Source organism: Winogradskyella sp. Asnod2-B02-A, assembly GCF_045063645.1.
Lineage (GTDB): Bacteria > Bacteroidota > Bacteroidia > Flavobacteriales > Flavobacteriaceae > Winogradskyella.
Genome location: NZ_JBEFOG010000027.1, coordinates 863,931 through 881,536 on the forward strand (window position 1 = coordinate 863,931; position 17,606 = coordinate 881,536).

Annotated in this window: 18 protein-coding genes; 9 read left to right on the forward strand and 9 right to left on the reverse strand. The window is 33.0% G+C overall.

Features of this window, described 5'->3' with window-relative positions; all coding sequences use genetic code 11:
• Nucleotides 1-26 precede the first annotated feature (26 nt).
• A complete protein-coding gene (locus ACJJVO_RS11840; RefSeq protein ID WP_405574361.1) occupies nucleotides 27-203 on the forward strand; it encodes a hypothetical protein in 177 nt (58 codons plus the stop codon).
• Nucleotides 204-309: 106 nt separating this feature from the next.
• Here the strand turns inward: ACJJVO_RS11840 and ACJJVO_RS11845 are convergent, their stop codons facing one another.
• Nucleotides 310-939, reverse strand: a complete 630-nt coding sequence (locus ACJJVO_RS11845; protein WP_405574363.1) for a 2OG-Fe(II) oxygenase — start codon at nucleotides 937-939, stop codon at nucleotides 310-312.
• A 125-nt stretch (nucleotides 940-1,064) separates the two neighbouring features.
• On the opposite strand from ACJJVO_RS11845, the gene ACJJVO_RS11850 reads away from it, so the two are divergent.
• Both ACJJVO_RS11850 and ACJJVO_RS11855 read left to right on the forward strand, forming a co-directional pair.
• Complete coding sequence (locus tag ACJJVO_RS11850) at nucleotides 1,065-1,517, forward strand: 6-pyruvoyl trahydropterin synthase family protein (RefSeq protein ID WP_405574365.1); 453 nt, start codon at nucleotides 1,065-1,067, stop codon at nucleotides 1,515-1,517.
• Between the two features lie 10 nt (nucleotides 1,518-1,527).
• Nucleotides 1,528-2,280 (forward strand): UDP-2,3-diacylglucosamine diphosphatase, encoded by a 753-nt coding sequence (locus tag ACJJVO_RS11855; RefSeq protein ID WP_405576939.1) that lies wholly within the window; start codon nucleotides 1,528-1,530, stop codon nucleotides 2,278-2,280.
• On the opposite strand, the gene ACJJVO_RS11860 is transcribed toward ACJJVO_RS11855, so the two are convergent.
• The 4 genes from ACJJVO_RS11860 to ACJJVO_RS11875 form a co-directional block, all read right to left on the reverse strand.
• Nucleotides 2,277-3,545 carry an MFS transporter gene (locus ACJJVO_RS11860; RefSeq protein ID WP_405576941.1) on the reverse strand — a complete coding sequence of 423 codons (1,269 nt, stop codon included), beginning with the start codon at nucleotides 3,543-3,545 and terminating at the stop codon, nucleotides 2,277-2,279. The two genes, ACJJVO_RS11855 and ACJJVO_RS11860, sit on opposite strands and share 4 nt — an antisense overlap.
• A gap of 4 nt (nucleotides 3,546-3,549) precedes the next feature.
• Nucleotides 3,550-4,635, reverse strand: a complete 1,086-nt coding sequence (locus tag ACJJVO_RS11865; RefSeq protein ID WP_405574368.1) for an OmpA family protein — start codon at nucleotides 4,633-4,635, stop codon at nucleotides 3,550-3,552.
• A gap of 26 nt (nucleotides 4,636-4,661) precedes the next feature.
• A complete protein-coding gene (gene recJ / locus ACJJVO_RS11870) occupies nucleotides 4,662-6,353 on the reverse strand; it encodes a single-stranded-DNA-specific exonuclease RecJ (protein WP_405574371.1) in 1,692 nt (563 codons plus the stop codon).
• Between the two features lie 108 nt (nucleotides 6,354-6,461).
• Nucleotides 6,462-6,893: an OsmC family protein gene (locus ACJJVO_RS11875; RefSeq protein ID WP_405574374.1), complete on the reverse strand. Its 432-nt coding sequence runs from the start codon at nucleotides 6,891-6,893 to the stop codon at nucleotides 6,462-6,464.
• Nucleotides 6,894-6,958: 65 nt separating this feature from the next.
• Here ACJJVO_RS11875 and ACJJVO_RS11880 point away from each other — a divergent pair, with 65 nt between their 5' ends.
• Nucleotides 6,959-7,561 carry a carboxymuconolactone decarboxylase family protein gene (locus tag ACJJVO_RS11880; RefSeq protein WP_405574376.1) on the forward strand — a complete coding sequence of 201 codons (603 nt, stop codon included), beginning with the start codon at nucleotides 6,959-6,961 and terminating at the stop codon, nucleotides 7,559-7,561.
• Between the two features lie 371 nt (nucleotides 7,562-7,932).
• Here the strand turns inward: ACJJVO_RS11880 and ACJJVO_RS11885 are convergent, their stop codons facing one another.
• From ACJJVO_RS11885 to rsmI, 3 genes are read right to left on the reverse strand one after another with little or no spacing between them, the layout of a single operon-like run.
• Nucleotides 7,933-8,505 carry a uracil-DNA glycosylase family protein gene (locus ACJJVO_RS11885; protein ID WP_405574379.1) on the reverse strand — a complete coding sequence of 191 codons (573 nt, stop codon included), beginning with the start codon at nucleotides 8,503-8,505 and terminating at the stop codon, nucleotides 7,933-7,935.
• Nucleotides 8,506-8,545: 40 nt separating this feature from the next.
• Nucleotides 8,546-8,890 carry a HopJ type III effector protein gene (locus tag ACJJVO_RS11890; protein ID WP_405574382.1) on the reverse strand — a complete coding sequence of 115 codons (345 nt, stop codon included), beginning with the start codon at nucleotides 8,888-8,890 and terminating at the stop codon, nucleotides 8,546-8,548.
• Nucleotides 8,891-8,893: 3 nt separating this feature from the next.
• A complete protein-coding gene (rsmI, locus tag ACJJVO_RS11895) occupies nucleotides 8,894-9,565 on the reverse strand; it encodes a 16S rRNA (cytidine(1402)-2'-O)-methyltransferase (RefSeq protein ID WP_405574384.1) in 672 nt (223 codons plus the stop codon).
• A gap of 160 nt (nucleotides 9,566-9,725) precedes the next feature.
• Here rsmI and ACJJVO_RS11900 point away from each other — a divergent pair, with 160 nt between their 5' ends.
• A complete protein-coding gene (locus ACJJVO_RS11900; protein ID WP_405574387.1) occupies nucleotides 9,726-13,118 on the forward strand; it encodes a gliding motility-associated C-terminal domain-containing protein in 3,393 nt (1,130 codons plus the stop codon).
• Here ACJJVO_RS11900 and ACJJVO_RS11905 read toward each other — a convergent pair.
• Entirely contained in the window at nucleotides 13,115-13,867 is a 753-nt protein-coding gene (locus ACJJVO_RS11905; protein ID WP_405574390.1) for a hypothetical protein, read from the reverse strand. The genes ACJJVO_RS11900 and ACJJVO_RS11905 overlap by 4 nt on opposite strands.
• A gap of 91 nt (nucleotides 13,868-13,958) precedes the next feature.
• On the opposite strand from ACJJVO_RS11905, the gene ACJJVO_RS11910 reads away from it, so the two are divergent.
• The 4 genes from ACJJVO_RS11910 to ACJJVO_RS11925 all read left to right on the forward strand — a co-directional run bounded on the left by ACJJVO_RS11910 (nucleotide 13,959) and on the right by ACJJVO_RS11925 (nucleotide 17,427).
• Nucleotides 13,959-14,606 carry a thymidine kinase gene (locus tag ACJJVO_RS11910; RefSeq protein ID WP_405574393.1) on the forward strand — a complete coding sequence of 216 codons (648 nt, stop codon included), beginning with the start codon at nucleotides 13,959-13,961 and terminating at the stop codon, nucleotides 14,604-14,606.
• Nucleotides 14,599-15,705, forward strand: coding sequence for an alanine racemase (gene alr, locus ACJJVO_RS11915; RefSeq protein WP_405576943.1), 1,107 nt, complete (start codon nucleotides 14,599-14,601; stop codon nucleotides 15,703-15,705). Before ACJJVO_RS11910 ends, alr begins: the two co-directional genes overlap by 8 nt.
• An 88-nt stretch (nucleotides 15,706-15,793) precedes the next feature.
• A complete protein-coding gene (gene mscL, locus ACJJVO_RS11920) occupies nucleotides 15,794-16,198 on the forward strand; it encodes a large conductance mechanosensitive channel protein MscL (RefSeq protein WP_405574396.1) in 405 nt (134 codons plus the stop codon).
• A 239-nt stretch (nucleotides 16,199-16,437) separates the two neighbouring features.
• On the forward strand, nucleotides 16,438-17,427 hold the full coding sequence (locus ACJJVO_RS11925) for an aspartate-semialdehyde dehydrogenase (RefSeq protein WP_405574398.1): 990 nt from the start codon (nucleotides 16,438-16,440) through the stop codon (nucleotides 17,425-17,427).
• Nucleotides 17,428-17,606 lie beyond the last annotated feature (179 nt).

A 17,606-nucleotide genomic window follows, 5' to 3' on the forward strand; every position in this document is an offset into this window, starting at 1 on the left:
TTTGGTTAATAATTCAATTTCTATAAATGAACTTATTAATTACAATACTTCAAGATGTTAATCTTGACGAAAAACTTAAGAATGCACCAGATAGCAATTATGGTATTGGTATTTTTATTGGTTCATTCTTACCTTTTCTAATTTTGGTTATAATTGCTTACGTGATTTATAGATATAATAAAAACAGATATAAAGAAGAATAATATGGATATTCTAAGTTTTTTGGGTGGGAATGGCTTATTTCTAATCTTAGGATTAGTTTTGATAATTGTTTATTTCTATAACAGAAATAAGCGACGTTAAATGCTTTTATCGCGTTTTTAACCAACCTGTAATACTTAACCTTTGTGTATTTACCGGTTTTACTTCGTGCTCTAATTCTTGGCTTTCAAAAATAACAACTTTACCATGAAAAGGATAGATTATTTTATCTTCACCATCTAAATATAGTACCAGTTCACCACCATTTTCGGGTTTCCAATCTTCACTATTTAAATAACAAACAAACGATAATTTACGCCTATCATCATTTTGAAATGTATCTAAATGACGCTTGTAAAATGTGTCTTTAGGATAAATAGCATAATGAAATTCCTTTTGATTAATCCCTAAAAAACAAGTACGATTGAGATAGTCTTTTAAATCATTGATTTTATTGAAGAACAATTGTTCGGCAGTATTTATAACATTTTCATCTATCCAAAGAATAATATCACCTCGTACTGCTTTTTTAACGAGTTCGTTGGTTTTGTTACCAATAGCCGATTTTTTAAATGCATCTTCTTCATACTTTAAAAGTAAGGAATGCCGTAAAGCAATAACCTCATCTTCTGAAAAAAAATCATCAACAATACTATATTTTTGAGATGAAATATCTGAAATAACACGCTCATAAAGCGCATTTTCAACAAACGGAATAGCTTCGAAAAGGTTACTCACCGTAGCTTCTGGAAAAATTAAATATAATCATGTCTTTTAAAAAAATTAAAAAAAGTGCGCAAATGTAATCTAAAAAGCTATTCCTTTTACATTTATAATATCTTTGCAAGATAATTTAGAATAGCATGAGTAAAATTCGCATTACAAAACAGTTTTCTTTTGAAACAGGTCACGCACTATACGGTTACGATGGTAAGTGTAAAAATGTACATGGTCATAGTTACCACCTTTTTGTTACCGTAATAGGAACACCAATAGCCGATTCCAACAATGTAAAATTTGGAATGGTGATTGATTTTGGTGATTTAAAGAAGATTGTTAAAGAAGAAATTGTAGATGTTTTTGACCATGCTACTGTTTTTAATAAAAATACACCACACGTAGAATTGGCCAAAGAATTAAAAGCTAGAGACCATAATGTTTTACTAGTAGATTATCAACCAACAAGCGAAATGATGGTGATTGATTTTGCAAAAAAAATACAACAGCGTTTACCAGAAACTATAAAATTACATTCTTTAAGGCTTTCAGAAACAACATCTTCTTTCGCTGAATGGTACGCTAGTGATAATGAGTAAAACTAATCACATACATATTGCGGACGGAAAGAAAATCTATTTCGCATCAGATAATCATTTAGGCGCACCAACTAGTGAAGCCTCTCGACCTCGCGAAAAAAAATTCGTCGCTTGGTTAGATGAGATCAAACATGATGCGGCAGCTATTTTCTTAATGGGAGATCTCTTCGATTTTTGGTTTGAATATAAAACCGTTGTACCTAAAGGTTTTACAAGAACTTTGGGGAAACTAGCAGAAATTAGTGATTCCGGAATTCCGATTCATTATTTTGTGGGTAACCACGATTTATGGATGAATGGCTATTTTGAAGAAGAACTTGGTATTCCTGTTTATCATAAGCCTGAAGAATTCACATTTAATGACACCTCTGTATTTATTGGTCATGGTGATGGATTAGGTCCTGGTGACAAAGGCTACAAACGCATGAAAAAAGTGTTTACCAATCCTTTTTTTAAATGGTTATTTAAATGGATGCATCCCGATATTGGCATTAAAATTGGGCAATATATGTCTGTAAAAAACAAAATGATTTCTGGAGATGATGATGCTAAGTTTTTAGGAGAAGACAATGAATGGTTAGCCGTTTACTGCAAACGTAAACTAGAAGATAAACACAGAGATTTCTTTGTGTTTGGTCATAGACATTTGCCTTTAGAAATTGACTTAAATGAAAAGTCTAAGTATATTAACCTAGGAGATTGGATTCAATATTATACTTATGGTGTTTTCGATGGTAAAAATTTTGAACTGAAGACCTATTAATATTCTTTTTCGTGCTCCTCTATATCTTTTGTAAGATCTAGTTTACGTAATGATTTGTTTTTAAAACTCATTGTAGCGACAGTAATGAGTGTTACAATACCTCCGAGTACAACAGCCAATGGTGCACCAAACATTTTGGCAGCTATTCCACTTTCAAGAGCACCAAGCTCATTAGACGACCCAACAAACATAGAATTAACAGCTCCTACTCTTCCTCTCATTTCATCAGGAGTCTTAAGTTGAAGAATCGTTTGTCGGATAACCATTGATACACCATCAAACACTCCAGATAAAAACAAAGCCAAAATACTCAACCACAACAGCTTAGATGCCCCAAAAATTATCATACATACACCAAAACCAAAAACTGAAATTAGTAGTTTTTTTCCTGTATTTCTTGTAATTGGGATGTAGGTTGTTGCTACCATAGTAATTATACTACCTGAAGAAAGTGCTGCATTTAGAAACCCAAATCCTCTTGGGCCTGCATCTAAAACATCTTTTGCAAATACAGCAAATATGGCAACAGCACCACCAAATAAAACCGCAATCATATCTAGAGTTAAAGCTCCTAAAACAACTTTATCGCTAAACACAAATTTTAGTCCCACCTTTAAGCTATCCATAACAGATTCATTAGTTTTTTTATTTAAAACAGGTTTCTTTTTTATACCAAAAACTAACACTAAAGACAACATTACTAATGAAAATATAATACCAAGTGTATAATGAACTCCAATCCACGCAATTAAAAACCCTCCACAAAGAGCACCAAAAACACTAGCACCCTTCCAAGTACTGCTGCTCCAAGTGGCTGCATTGGGATATATTTTTTTAGGAACAATAAGTGCAATTAAAGAGAAAATAGTTGGACCAAAAAAGGCTCTTAATACACCTCCAAAAAACACTAAACTATAAATGCCGTATAAAATATAGTTGACCTCCCAAGAATTTTCAATGGCTTCTGAAGTTAGCCAAAACAACCCAAAACTTATTAATGAAAATAGAGCAATACAGAGCGTAAACAAGTTTCGTTTTTCTTTTCTATCAACAATATGGCCAGCAAAAGGCGCAAATAAAAATGCTGGCAAAAATTCACAAAGCCCAATAATACCTAAGCTTAATTCGTTATTAGTTAATGCATACACTTGCCATTCAATAACTACAAACTGCATAGACCAACCAAAAACTAAGGCAAATCTCACTAATAAAAAAATGTTGAATTCTTTAATTCTAAGTGCTGCGTAAGGATCGTTTTTTGCCACTGTATTATTCAATTAGTTTAAATTCAACGCGTCTGTTTTTTTGCCTTCCTTCTTCAGTTTCATTATCTGAAATTGGTTGAGAGCTTCCAAATCCATCAGACTTTATTTTAGACACATTAAGACCTTGCGAAATTAAATAATCTGCAACAGATTTTGCACGTTGCTCTGATAATTCTTTATTCCTTTTATCTAAGCCAACATTATCTGTATGACCATAAATTTCTATACTCAAATTTAAATTTTCACTAAGATGTTTATACAGCTGGTTCAACTCTTTTTTTGAAACCTCTAACAATTCAGCTTTATCAAATTCGAATAATACATTTTTGAAAGTATAAACTTCGTTAACTTTAATGATGGGTTCCTCAATCGTCTCATCAATCTTTTTTATGTCTTCTTTTTCTAATGATTCAATTGAAATATCATCGATATAGTAGTAGGAAAACGATTCATATTTAGTTGTTCTAGCCTTACTTTTATCTGTGTCAGAATTCGTGTTAAAATTGCCAATAGTAAAATAGTTTTCAAAACCATCAGCTGTATAAGTAAATGAAACCTCTATCCACTCTTTATCATTATCATAAAAGTCTTTATTGAAAATTGGACGAAACTTTAAGGTTGGATGATGTTTGGAAATATGTTTTGCATTGATATTAGTATTTGCTTTAAAATTAGCTTTTTTAGATGTCATCATAATTCCTAACTCTTTAAGCGCATATCTTGAATTCTCGGCTAAACTGACATAAAATTTCACCTGATATTTACGCCCTCTTTTTAAGGTAGACTTTAAACCACCTTGAACATATTCTCTATAATTCTTTTTGAAATACGTGTAGATGCCTGCATAACCCTTACCTGTTCTTGCTTTTTGATATCCATTGAAGTTTTCAAAACCCATTTTTTCACTACACGAATTAAAATAATCCGTTGTTCCGCTATTTGGATTGGTCCAATTTTTTACGTTTCTATGAAATAAACTCATGGCTCTTGGACAATCATAGAAATCTTCAAAGCTTGGATTGAGCACTAAGTTTTGCCCAATCAAAATATTGGTTAATATGAGAAAAGAAATTATGACTAACTGTTTCATGCTTACTCAACGAAATGGCCTGTATATTATGCTTTAATATCCTTCAACTTCAACTGTAAACTCACATTGCCATTCCAATGATTTTCGTCTATAGCATAAGCCGCACTAAATGGTCTTTTACTTTTAATAATGTCAATTTTATCGCCTAAACCAAAACCAATACAAACAATTTTATCATTGAATGATTGGGTTACAGTTAATCTTAAATGCTTATCATCTTCACCAACACATTTTCCCCAGCCTGTATCTTTTAGATTTTGAGACATAAAGGTGGGTGACATATTCCCAGGACCAAATGGTGCAAATTGTTTTAGGATACGCATGAGTTTATCATTGATTTCTCCTAATTCTATGTCTAAATCTATTTTAAGTTCTCTTGTGAGAAGTTTAGGATCTATAGTCTGCTTAACGACACTTTCAAACTTGGCTTTAAAAGCTTCATAATTCTCTGGTAACAATGTTAAACCTGCTGCGTATTTATGACCTCCAAACTGTTCAATATGTTCCGAACAGGCTTCTAATGCATTATACACATCAAAACCAGATACCGAACGTGCTGATGCTGCTAACTTATCTCCACTTTTTGTAAAAACGAGTGTAGGTCTGTAATAAGTTTCAATTAAGCGCGATGCCACAATACCAATCACTCCTTTGTGCCATGATTCATCATAAACAACCGTTGTAAAACCCTCTTGTTCATTGTTTTCTTCAATTTGAACTAAAGCTTCTTGTGTAATGCGTTTATCAGTTTCGCGACGATCTGTATTAAAATCGTCTATATCTACAGCATATTTTGCAGCGAGATTAAAATCGGTTTCGGTTAGAAGTGTTACCGCATGGTTACCGTGTTTCATTCGGCCAGCTGCATTAATTCTTGGTGCAATGATAAATACCACATCAGTTATGGTGAGAATATCCTTTTTAACCTCAGCGATAATCGCCTTCATTCCAGGTCTTGGATTGGTATTTATAATGTGCAAACCCATGTAAGCCAAGGCTCTATTTTCATCTACTATAGGAACAATATCTGCTCCAATTGCTGTGGCTACTAAATCGAGATATTCGGTTAAATCCTCAACCGTTTGCCCTTGTCTAGATGCTAATGCTGTAATTAATTTGAAACCCACTCCACAGCCACATAATTCTTTAAACGGATAATCGCAATCATCGCGTTTAGGGTCTAAAACAGCTACTGCATCTGGAATTTCAGCGCCTGGTCTATGGTGGTCACAGATTATAAAGTCAACCCCTTTTTCTTTAGCATAAGCCACTTTATCGATGGCTTTTACTCCACAATCGAGTGCTATAATTAGTGAAATATCATTATCGTCAGCAAAGTCAATACCTTTGTAAGACACACCATAACCTTCGTCATAGCGATCAGGAATGTATGTGGCAACAGCATCTGTTCTTGTTTTTAAATAGGACGACATTAAAGCCACAGACGTTGTGCCATCAACATCATAATCACCATAAACCATTATATTTTCACCTGCTTCAATGGCCTTTTCGATACGTGCAACGGCTTTGTCCATATCTTTCATTAAATATGGATCATGAAGCTCATCAAAACTTGGTCTGAAAAATGTTTTAGCAGCATCGTAAGTATCAATACCACGTTGTAATAATAAAGTGGCAACAATATCATCGACTTGAAGTGCTTTTTTTAGTTCTTCAACTTTTGATGGTTCTGGTTTTGGTTTTAATGTCCAACGCATAATTAATCTAGAACAAACTTTATATTCATTGTTAGGTCGAGCACAGTCGAGACCTAAATTATTAATAAAATTTATTAACCTCTCGACTGCGCTCGAGGAGACTTGGTACTATCTTTTAATCGCTATATGATAATGAATATTTGTTTCGACAGTAGCAAAACGACGAAACATTTCCATAACTCCACAATATTTTTCAACCGATAGATTAACGGCACGTTCACACTTTTTCTTATTTAAATCTGAACCGTAGAAATGATAATCTACTACCACAGAGTGATAATATTTAGGATGCTCGTCTGTTAATTCACCCGAAACTTCAATTTTAAAATCATCAATTTCAACTTTCATTTTATCTAAAGTAGAAATCACATCTAAGCCTGAGCAACCAGCTAAAGATGATAACATCATGGCCTTAGGAGCCATTCCTGAGTTGGTGCCTCCAAAATCTTCTGAAGCATCCATCATAATTGATGGCCATCTTGGATTATCGGATTCAAACACCATGTTTCCTTTCCAATGTGTTGTTATTTTATCTGCCATTTTTTTTAGTTTAAAAATTAGAACTAGTATCTTGTACAATCAAAAATACTACTAAAAAAATAACTATGGCATTAGTAACACCATTGTCTTCGGACCATGATTTAGAAACCAAAGAATTAGCTGAATTTTTTAATGAAACTCTAGGGTTTTGTCCAAATTCTGTATTAACCATGCAACGTAGACCTGCAATAAGTAAAGCATTTATAAATTTGAATAAAGCCGTTATGGCCAATGAAGGCAGAGTAACCTCAGCCTTAAAACGTATGATTGCTTGGGTGAGTAGTAATTCTACAGGTTGTCGCTATTGCCAAGCACATGCAATTAGAGCTGCAGAACGCTATGGAGCAGAACAAGAACAATTAGATAATATTTGGGAATACAGAACGCATGCTGCTTTTTCTGAAGCAGAACGTGCTGCTTTAGATTTTAGCTTAGCTGCATCTATGGTGCCAAATGCTGTGGATGCGGAAATAAAAGAACGTTTATATAAACATTGGGATGAGGGAGAGATTGTAGAAATGCTTGGTGTAATTTCTTTATTTGGATATCTAAACCGCTGGAATGATTCTATGGGAACTTCTATAGAAAAAGGCGCTGTAGAAAGTGGAAATAAGTATTTAGGGAAACATGGTTATGAAGTTGGTAAGCATGATGGGTCTCAATACTAAATTATTAGACTATTAAAGCACTTTGCTTTTAGATAAAATTAGATTAAAACCTTACTAGAAATAGTGAGGTTTTTTTATGTCCTATTTTATTTCAAACGTAGATTATAGCTTTGTTTCAGAATAAAGCAGAAATGAAATTCTTTCGGCTTCAAACCATGTCACAGTAAATAGTAAAAGACTAATTTACTTTTGTTTAAAATTGAAAAGGTAATGATAAATTTTCCAAAAATAAGTGGTAAATATTCACTTATGATAATACGTTTTTTAGTTTATAAAGTGCTTTACCCTTTGGTAATAACTTTCATTCTGCTATTTATATTTCAACATGAAAAATTAATTACTCTTTTAAAAATTGTTTTTTAATCTTACTACTATTTTAAAATAGATTTTATTTTCTTCCGCAACTCAGGAACCACCAATTCTTCAAACCAAGGATTCTTACTTCTCCAAAATCGATTGGTAGGCGAAGGATGCGGAATTGGAAAATAGGTTGGTAAATAAGACTTATATTCTCCTACAGTTTCTGTCAACGTTCGCTTGGCTTTTTCTTTTAAATAATACTTTTGAGCGTAAGCACCTATTAAAATAATCAATTCCACATTTGGCATCTTGTCTAATAATTGCTCATGCCATTGTGGAGCACATTCTGGTCTAGGTGGTAAATCTCCTGTTTTGGCTTTTCCTGGATAACAAAAACCCATTGGCATAATGGCAAAATTTTCGGTGTTGTAGAATTGTTCTTCTGTAACTCCTAACCATTGCCTTAACTTCTTACCACTTTGGTCATCCCAAGGAATTCCAGAGTCGTGGACTTTTGTTCCTGGTGCTTGACCAATAATTATAATTTTAGATTTTATGTGTGCTGTTACAACAGGTCTTGGACCTAACGGAAGGCATGCTTTACAGATGGTACATTGACTGATATTATGTAGTAAGTTTTCCAAAGAATATATTTAAATTAAATTCTTCTAAAATTGCAATAAGCTATTTCTTTATCAAAGGAAATTCTATAAACTCTAAACCTTCAAATCCCGTTTTTATGAAGTTTCTAATGTTTTGATGTCCATTTCCTACTGCGTCAATTAAAACTTCATTGAAATAATAGCTTCCAAAACACGCTAATGTTTCTTCTTTTGTAAGTTTCTGTTCTATGGCAAAGGCGAATAATTTGCATGATCCAGAATTTTCACCTTTGTCATTTTTTAAAATGCCGTTTGTAAAACTTGTTGGAATAAAATTATAATAGTTTTCAATGACACTAATCGTTTCAGAGAAATCTATTTCTTTTGGTTTTGTCTTCAGTTTTATTAAAAAATCGTCTAAACTCATATTTTATTTATGCTTTCCTCCAACCACAATAACAATTTCACCTTTAGGAGGTTTATTGGTATAATGCTCTAAGACTTCTTTTGTGGTTCCTCTTATGGTTTCTTCGTAGAGTTTAGTTAGTTCTCTAGATACAGAAACAGGTCTGTCGTCACCAAAATACTCACAAAAATGACCTAAGGTTTTCACCAATTTATGCGGACTTTCGTAAAAAATGATGGTTCTAGTTTCTTCAGCCAAAAGCAACAATCTTGTTTGGCGTCCTTTTTTCACAGGTAAAAAACCTTCGAATACAAACTTATCATTTGGTAAGCCACTATTTACCAATGCTGGTACAAAAGCTGTAGCTCCTGGTAAACAATCTACTTCAATGCCGTTTTCTACACAAGCTCTCACCAATAAAAATCCAGGATCTGAAATGGCAGGTGTTCCTGCATCGCTAATGACAGCTATTGATAATCCAGCTTTTAACTTTTCAATTAAGTTATTTACCGTTTTATGCTCATTATGCATATGATGACTTTGCATATGCGTAGAGATTTCAAAATGCTTTAAAAGTTTACCAGAAGTTCTGGTATCTTCAGCAAGTATCAAATCAACATCTTTTAAAACTTCTATAGCTCTAAAAGTGATATCTTTTAAATTTCCTATTGGAGTTGGTACTAGGTATAACTTCATATATGGCTTAACTTAATATCAAATTTACAATCTTTCTATATCTTAACGCAACCATTTACGATATTTAGCATCTTTAACATAAGATAGGGATTTTGTGTATTTAACTGTTATACTATTGAGGTTATTTAATTTCTCGTAGTATAAATAAAACTATTAATTTATGATTGTAAAACAATTCCGCTTATTGTTTTTGTTTCTTTTCTGTTTACAAGCACATAGTCAAACCACAGATTTATCTATATCTATTGAAGCACAAAATCTAAGTGGCACTGCGATATCTCAAGTTGATATATATGAAGATTTTCAATATATAGTTACAGTTTTAAACTCAGGTAATTCAGTTGATAATGCCACTATTTCTGTAAATTTTGATGCCGATATAACCATCCTATCTTATAATTCTCAAAATAATAATGCAGGCGCTTCAGATTTTTCTAATATTGATATTACTGGGAATATTTTAACAGCTTCACTTGCCACAATGCCTAACAACTCTAGTGTACAATTATTAGTTTTGGTAACGGCACCAACCAATTTGGGAGGTATTACTGCAAACGGCACTATTTCTCCACCAACAGACACACAAGATATAAATACAAGCAACAACCAAGCTATAATATCTATTGATGTATTGGATGTTATTATTGATTTTTCGGTAACTCATACACAAATAAATCCTACAGAAGGCACAGCAATAAGTGCTTGGGGAGATTCTGTAACTTATCAATTTACCATAACCAATAATAGTTCCATTGATTTCCCTTTTGCAAGTGTTTTAGGTAATCTAAGTTTAAGTTCAACCTACAATAATGGACAACCTTTTGCAGAATTTATATCGCTAGAATGTTTAGGAGCAACAAATGGAACCTCCTGTCCTGATTTAACTGGTTTTACCGGAAATAATGCAACAATAGAAACTATTAGTTCATTATTTAATTACAATATAGAAACAGAAATAACAGCAGGAGGAAGTATTACGTTTGAAATGGTTTACAAATACACCAATTTCTCTTGTTCTCCCGAACCCTTGCCTATTGCTGTGGATAGCTATATTAGTATATTGATAAACAGTGCAAATACGATATCTGTGGTTTCAAATAGCGTCACCACAGATTTGCTATTAGCTGAATCTTGCTTAGAAACGGATCTCTGTATTGAAACTACACAAACCAATCCTGATGTTTCAACGAATTTAGATTACGGACAAGACATTACATTTATTACAACCGTTTGTAATAATGGACCTGCAGAAACACCTATGCGTTTCTTTTTTCAGAATTTATCTCCCATAGATTGGAGTATCAGTTCTCTTACGTGTTTAGCTACAACTGGACCTGTTACTTGTAGTGATTTTACCTTATCAATAGGCAACCAAATTTGGGTGAGTAATGACTTTATTCTTCAGCCAAATACTACTATAACTATTGAAACGGTTTTGAGTTATATAGAACCTGAATGTAGTAACAGTGTCAATGAAATTGCTGCCGTTGTGCGCAGCGCAACTAATATTTTAGATAGTCAATTAGTAGATTCTAATCCTGAAAATAATTATTATTCTAATACACTACTTTTTCCTACTGTAGAACCTTGCGACACTGAAGAACCAATTAATTTAGAAGTCACTAAAACTCAAATAAGTCCAGAATTGCCAAATGGAAGTTCACAGCAAAACACAGCAGCTTGGGGTTTAGTAAGTTATGAGATCACAGTAACTAATGCAAATGATACAAACACCATTATTGAATTAGAAGACTATATGCCATCTATAGGTAGTAATGATACAGCGATGTTGGCTACCCTAATGAGTGTAGAATGTGTTTCTACAACTGGCACAGCATCTTGTTTTAATATTACAAATGCAAATATAGGAACAACATTAGACGGTATCTCCGAAAATGGTGAGCCAGATATCTTTTGGCAAATTACAACCGAAGATAATTGGGAATTACCAGCCAATAGCTCTATAACTTTTAACGTTACTGTAGATTGGATGCCTGCATGTTCGCCTGACCCAATGATTGGAACTAATATTGTAAGCGTCGATTTTATAGAGGCAGGAGGCAATGTTCTTGGGACTCGTTCAGATTCTGTAAATACTTATTTTGCTCCTTGCTTAGATTTAATTGTGCAAACCTATCCCGAATTTACCCAAGTAGACGTTAATCAAACTTTCAATTGGATTGTTGATATTAGTAATAGTACAACAAGTTCTGATGCTATAGATGTTGTTTTTGAGGACACGCTTAATCCCGTTTTTAATATTATTGGAAATCCAACATGTACTGTAACTTCCGGAAACGCTACTTGTATCACAAACATTATTACAACAGGAAACTTTATAACAGCAACAATACCTACTATGGAAGCTGGTTCTACCATTAGAATTAGCATTCCTGTCACTGCACCAAGTTTTGGAGGTGCTTTTAATAATATTGCTGAAGCGATTCCTGATGCCACAAATAACCAAGAGTTAACTCCAGAATCTAATATTTCTATTAATAGTATTCAAGTTATTGCTCCTGCTTTAGAAAAATCATTTACTCCAAACACCATTTTTGAAGGAGGACAAAGTGAATTAACCTTTACGGTTTATAATGTGGCTTCTAATCCTAATCAAAATAACATTTCATTTACTGATAATTTACCAAACGGAGTAACACTTTCAACGGCTCCAATTTGGACTGAAGCCAACGGTTGTGCAGCTACTTTTATTGGAACTATTAATGATACTTTTGTTGGAGTTGAGAATTTAGTGTTTCCTAATGGAGTAAATAGCTGCACGTTTTCGGTGATGGTAACTTCTGATGTTGCTGGCAGTTATCTTAACAATTTTCAAAATTTTAGTAATAGCAATAACATTGATACCTCTCAAACTAATGCCACTCTTAATGTTATTATTGATAATTCTGATGTAGATATTGAAATCATAAAATTGGTTGAACCTTCAGAAGCTTTTTATGGTCAGAATGTTAATTTTACCATCACAGCAACTAATTTAGGAACCACAACCGCAACACTAATAGAGGTTATAGATGCCTTGCCACAAGGTTATGAATTTGTAACTGCAAGCACAAGTTTAGGTGTTTTTGATAACAGTACATTTATTTGGAACATTCCAAGTATAGACGCTAATAATTCTGAAACATTAGTTTTAACCGCAAAGGTCATTTCTAGTGACAATTTAAACAATATTGCATTATTAAATAGCGTAAATGAACCCGATAGAAACCTTACTAATAATGAAGATGAAGCAAGCATAGAAATTTCTAATTGCTTATCTATACCGCAAGGGCTTTCCCCTAACGATGATGGAAAAAACGATGTGTTTATAATTCCATGTATTGAAGATTACCCTGAAAATACATTTAAAATATACAATCGCTACGGTACGCAAATTTACGAAACCAAGAACTATATGAATACTTGGAACGGCACAGCTAACATGGGACTTTTAAAAGGTTCCGAATTATTACCCGTTGGCACTTACTTCTATGTGTTAGAAATTGATGGTTTTGAAGATGGTTTTGTAGGTTATATTTATTTAAATTACTAATTATACCTACCCTCAACAAGTTCAATAAAACGAGCTTCGTATTCTTCTTTACCAATCCAATTATTATAGTCTGGTTTTACCATTTCTAAGATTAATTTTCTTGCGTCATCTAAAGAATGCGTCGTATTAATTTGAGAAATCACACGATCATAATCTTCGTTTTGACCTTCAAATAAATGTTTAATAAAAGCCAATTTATCATTTAGTCCAATATTTAAACGTTGTCCTTTTAGTTTATCGTTAAGTGATTTCTTTTCTAATTCAGCTTCACGTTTTTTTGCATCTTCTATAGGTTCAAACTCAGGAATATCTTCAAAACCAGATGTAATAGTCTCAAATTCAACAGAATCAGGAGTTTCTATTTCTTGTGACTGAATTTGTTCTAAAATAGGATCTACAGGCTCCTCTTCTTTAGGCATATGCTCAAACATATCCTTGATTTTTGCCATCACAGGTTCCATAATACCGTCATCTTCAACCTCATCTAAGTTTATATAAGTTCTATCTTCCACTTCAACATTATCACTCACTTTATTATTAAATGCAGTATCTAACATTCCAAAAAAAGAAGAATCATGACCAATGGTTGGCATCTTATCTTCAAAATTTTCTTGAGCAAATTTTAAAACCGTGAGCTTTTCATAAAGATTAGAAACTTCTTTGTGCAATTGATCTACATCTTCTCTGCCTGTAAGTTTTAGAATCCTATGTGCAATACTAACTAATTCTGATTCTAATTTCTTTTTCATCTTTTCCTGAATTTTACTTTTGATTTTTAATAAATTTGCGTGACCTTTATAAAATCGGAGACTAGCTTCGATTTAGTGCTAAAATTACAAAATGTTTCTCGAAAATACAGTAAATCAGAAAGAACAATTTGGGTGGATTGAAGTCATCTGCGGATCGATGTTCTCGGGTAAGACCGAAGAATTAATACGACGACTAAAACGCGCCCAGTTCGCAAAACAAAAGGTGGAAATTTTTAAGCCATCAGTTGATATACGTTATGATGAAGAAATGGTTGTTTCTCATGATGCTAATGAAATACGTTCAACACCAGTGCCTGCTGCTGCTAATATTCCGATTTTAGCAGATGGTTGTGATGTTGTTGGTATTGACGAAGCACAATTTTTTGATGACGAGATTGTACGCGTTTGTAACGATTTAGCGAATAAGGGCATTCGTGTTATTGTAGCTGGTTTAGACATGGATTTTAAAGGAAACCCATTTGGCCCAATGCCAAATCTTATGGCTACTGCGGAATACGTAACTAAAGTGCATGCCGTTTGCACAAAAACAGGAAATTTAGCACAATACAGCCATAGAAAAGCATTAAGCGATGAATTGGTTTTACTTGGCGAGGTTGATGAATATGAACCTTTAAGCAGAGCTGCTTATTTTAAAAGTATGCAAAGAGATAAGCTGAGACAGATTAAAGTGAATGATGCTGAAGAAATGGATTTTAAAGACCAAAAACGGGATGCCTAAAGCTAAGGAAACAGTCCTCGAAATTGATTTAAGTGCGCTTTCACATAATTTCAATTACTTAAAATCAAAATTAAAACCACAGACCAAATTTTTAGCTGTAGTTAAAGCCTTTGCATACGGAAGTGATTCAATAGAAATTGCAAAACACCTCGAAAAATTAAATGTAGATTATTTTGCCGTGGCTTACGTAAATGAAGGTGTGGCTTTAAGGGATGCCGGAATCACGACTCCTATTTTAGTCCTTCATCCACAATCTGTGAGCTTTAAAATACTTATTGATCGTTGTTTAGAACCAAGTATTTATAGCACTCATGTTTTAGATGAATTTATAAAAATCACTAAAGCACAATCTCAAAAAGATTATCCTGTTCATATAAAATTCAATACTGGTTTAAATAGATTAGGGTTTAAAGTAAATGATATTGATTCCATTGTTTCAAAGTTAGATAACACATCATCTATTAAGGTAAAATCTCTTTTTTCGCACCTAGTAGCTAGTGAAGATGCTAATGAGTTAGATTTTTCTAATCATCAAATCGAAAAATTTAAAACTATAGCTAAGTATTTTGAAGAAAAATCAGGTACAAAACCTTGGTTACATATGTCCAATACTTCTGGCATTCTCAATTATACTAAAGCACATTTTGATATGGTACGTTCTGGTATTGGTCTTTATGGCTTTGGGAATTCTACAGAAGAAGACAACAAACTAAAACCTATTGCGAGTTTAAAATCTGTGATTTCCCAAATTCATTCAATAGAAAAAGGTGAAACTGTAGGTTATAACAGAGCTTACACGTCTAAAGGCGTAGAAAAAACAGCCACAATACCTATTGGTCATGCAGATGGCATTAGCCGAATTTATGGTCAAGGAAAAGGTTTTGTTATCATTAATGGAAAAGAAGCACCAATAATAGGAAATGTTTGTATGGACATGATAATGGTAAACATAACTCATGTAGATTGTAAAGAAGGAGATGAGGTCACTATTTTCGATGCTAAACACAAAGCTAGCACGTTAGCTGAATCTGCAAACACAATTTCTTATGAGATTTTGACTTCAATTTCCCAGCGTGTTAAACGTGTTTTTATACCCTAAAAAAACTATTTTTTAACAAAATGTGACTTTTTTAATTACCTTAGTGTCTTACTAACTTAATAACTAACTATTAAAACAAATTTAAATTATGTTAAAAGAATTTAAGAATTTTATTATGACAGGTAACGTGATTGATTTCGCTGTTGCTGTAATTATGGCTGGTGCTCTTGGAGCAGTAATAAACGGTTTCGTTTCTAAAATTGCTATGCCTTTAATTGGTTTAGTAAGTGGAGGCGTGAGCTTTTCGGATAAATTTTGGACTCCTGGAGACGAAGTTTATGCTACTGTTGCTGCCGCTAAAGAAGCAGGTGTTGCTGCTGTAGAATATGGTGCATGGATTGACACTATTATCAGCTTACTTGTTGTTGGTTTTGTAATGTTTTTAATTGTAAAAGCTTATAACAAAACTAAAAAACCAGTTGAAGCTCCAGCTCCAGCAGGACCTTCTGAAGTTGATTTATTAATGGAAATCAGAGACGCATTAAAAAAATAAAACACGTTTAGCTTCATCGCTACACTATTATTTTTAACTAAACCCAGACTTTTCAGTCTGGGTTTTTCTTTTTTTAAAACCTTTTAAAGTTTTAATGAAAAAAGTTTAAAAGCATTTCCTTACTAAAAATTGTAAAAGCCACAATTAATAGCCTCTATTTTTATCATATTTTTAAGTACTATTAGACTGATTTAATTAAAGAAAAGCTATAATTTTGGCATCACAAATATAAAGAACGCATGAAAGTAGCAATTGTAGGAGCAACAGGTTTGGTAGGTAACGTAATGCTTAAAGTATTAGAGGAACGTAATTTCCCTTTAGATGAATTATTATTAGTAGCCTCAGAACGTTCTGTAGGTAAAAAAATAAAGTTTAAAGGAAAGGATATTTCAGTTATTAGTATTCCAACAGCAATTGAAGCAAAACCAGATATTGCACTTTTTTCAGCTGGAGGTTCTACATCTTTAGAATGGGCACCAAAGTTTGCAGAAGTTGGCACTACAGTTATTGATAATTCTTCAGCTTGGAGAATGGACAGTTCTAAAAAATTGATAGTTCCAGAAATTAATGCCAATGAATTAACAAAATCAGACAAGATAATTGCTAATCCAAACTGTTCTACTATACAAATGGTAATGGCATTAGCACCACTTCATAATAAATATAAAATTAAACGTATTGTAGTTTCTACCTATCAATCTGTATCGGGTACAGGAGTAAAAGCTGTTGAACAGATGGAGAATGAAATTTTAGGTAAAAAAGGAGATATGGCTTACCCTTATCCTATTCATAAAAATGCCATTCCGCATTGTGATATTTTTGAAGATAACGGTTATACCAAAGAAGAAATGAAATTGGTTAATGAAACTCAAAAAATATTAAGCGACCGTACCATTGCTGTCACTGCTACTGCTGTAAGGATTCCAACAGCAGGAGGACATAGTGAAGCTATAAATGTAGAATTTGAAAATGCATTTGATATTACTGAAGTAAGACAATTGCTCAGTAATACAGATGGTATTACCATTCAAGACAATTTAGAAACAAACTCTTATCCTATGCCAATGTATGCTCATGGTAAAGATGATGTTTTTGTTGGCCGTATAAGGCGAGATGGGTCACAACCGAATACTTTAAACATGTGGGTTGTAAGTGACAATCTTAGAAAAGGTGCTGCCACCAATACTGTTCAAATAGCAGAATTTCTTATCGGTAATGCTTTAGTATAAAGCCTATTAGATTAGTTGTAGAATTTCAAAATGGCGATTAATTTGTGTATTTTAACTAATTAATTATTTGGTTAGTTGTTATTGTCTCTATATTGCCCTTCAGTTTTACTTTTAAGCTTTCGTTTTTGACAAATGTCAAAAAATGAAAAGCTTATATATTTGAGGTAATTGTTATTTTA